General features: G+C 77.9%; 1 protein-coding gene. It reads left to right on the top strand.

The features are described from left to right. Positions 1 to 1,201 (top strand): ATP-binding cassette domain-containing protein (locus tag KDH83_RS30715; RefSeq protein WP_212322828.1); only part of this gene is annotated, 1,201 nt, incomplete at both ends.

Genomic DNA, 1,201 nt, shown 5'->3' with positions numbered 1-1,201 from the left:
GCGGCACGGCGAACGGCCGCCGCGGGCGGGCCGCAGCGGGCGGCGCGGCCGCATCGCCGCGGTGCCGCAAGCCCTGCCCGCCGGACCTGGCGTCACGCTGGCCGACGTGGCGGGCGTCACGCCCGCGCTGCACGCCCTGGCGCGCATCGAGGCCGGCACAGGCAGCCAGGCCGACTTCGACCTGATGGACGGCCGCTGGCGCGTCCGCGAGGAATGGCCGCGCATGCTGGCGGACGCCGGCTTGCCGGCCTGGCCGCCGGAACTACCGGCAGGCGCCGTCCGCGGCGGCGGACTGACCCGCGTGGCGCTGGTCGGCGCGCTGGCGCAGGACGCCGACGGACTGCTGCTGGACGAACCCACCAACCACCTGGACGCCCGCGCCCGCGGCTGGCTGATGGAAAGGCTGGCCGCCTGGCGCGGCGGCCTGATCGTCGCCAGCCATGACCGGACCCTGCTGGACACAATGTCGGACATCGTGGCGCTGGAACGCGGCGCGCTGGCCGCGCACGCCGGCAACTACAGCGCCTACCGCGAGCACCATGAACAGCAGGCCGCCTCGGCCGATGCCGCGCTGGCCCACGCCCGCGCAGAACGCGATGCCGGCCTGCGGGCGCTGCGCCAGCGGCACGACGCCGAGCTGCGCCGCGGCGCGCGCAATGCGCGGCAGGCGCGCGACGCCAACCAGGCGCCCATCCTGCTGGGCATGAAGAAGGCCAACGCCGAACGGCACGCCGGCCGCGAACGGCTGCGCATGCAGGCCGCCGCCCAGGCGCTGGACGCCGCCGTGCGACAGGCGACCGCCGCTGTCGCGCCCGCCGCCGCCATCGCGCTCGCCCTGCCCGAAACCGCCGTGCCGGCCGGCCGCCGCGTGCTGCATCTGGAAGCGGCGACCCCGCCCTGGCCCGCCGGCGCGCCGGCCCTGTCGCTGACCCTGTCCGGCCCCTTCCGGCTGGCCCTGCAGGGTCCCAACGGCTGCGGCAAGAGCACGCTGCTGGCTATGCTGGCCGGCGAACTCGCGCCCCTCGACGGGCGCTGCGAGGTCGGCGTGCCGACGGCCATCCTGGACCAGCGCGCCTCGGCGCTGGGCGATGCGGAGACGCTGCTGCAAGCGCTGGACCGGCTCGGCGCGCGGTTGCCCCCGGGCGAATTGCGCAGCCGGCCTGCCCTGCTGGGGCCGGGCCCCGCCCAGGTGGGCGCGCCG

It is taken from the genome of Achromobacter sp. Marseille-Q0513, from assembly GCF_018195695.1.
Lineage (GTDB): Bacteria > Pseudomonadota > Gammaproteobacteria > Burkholderiales > Burkholderiaceae_B > Achromobacter.
Note: the sequence above shows the minus strand (reverse complement) of the source record. Positions and strands in the feature narration are given on the sequence as shown.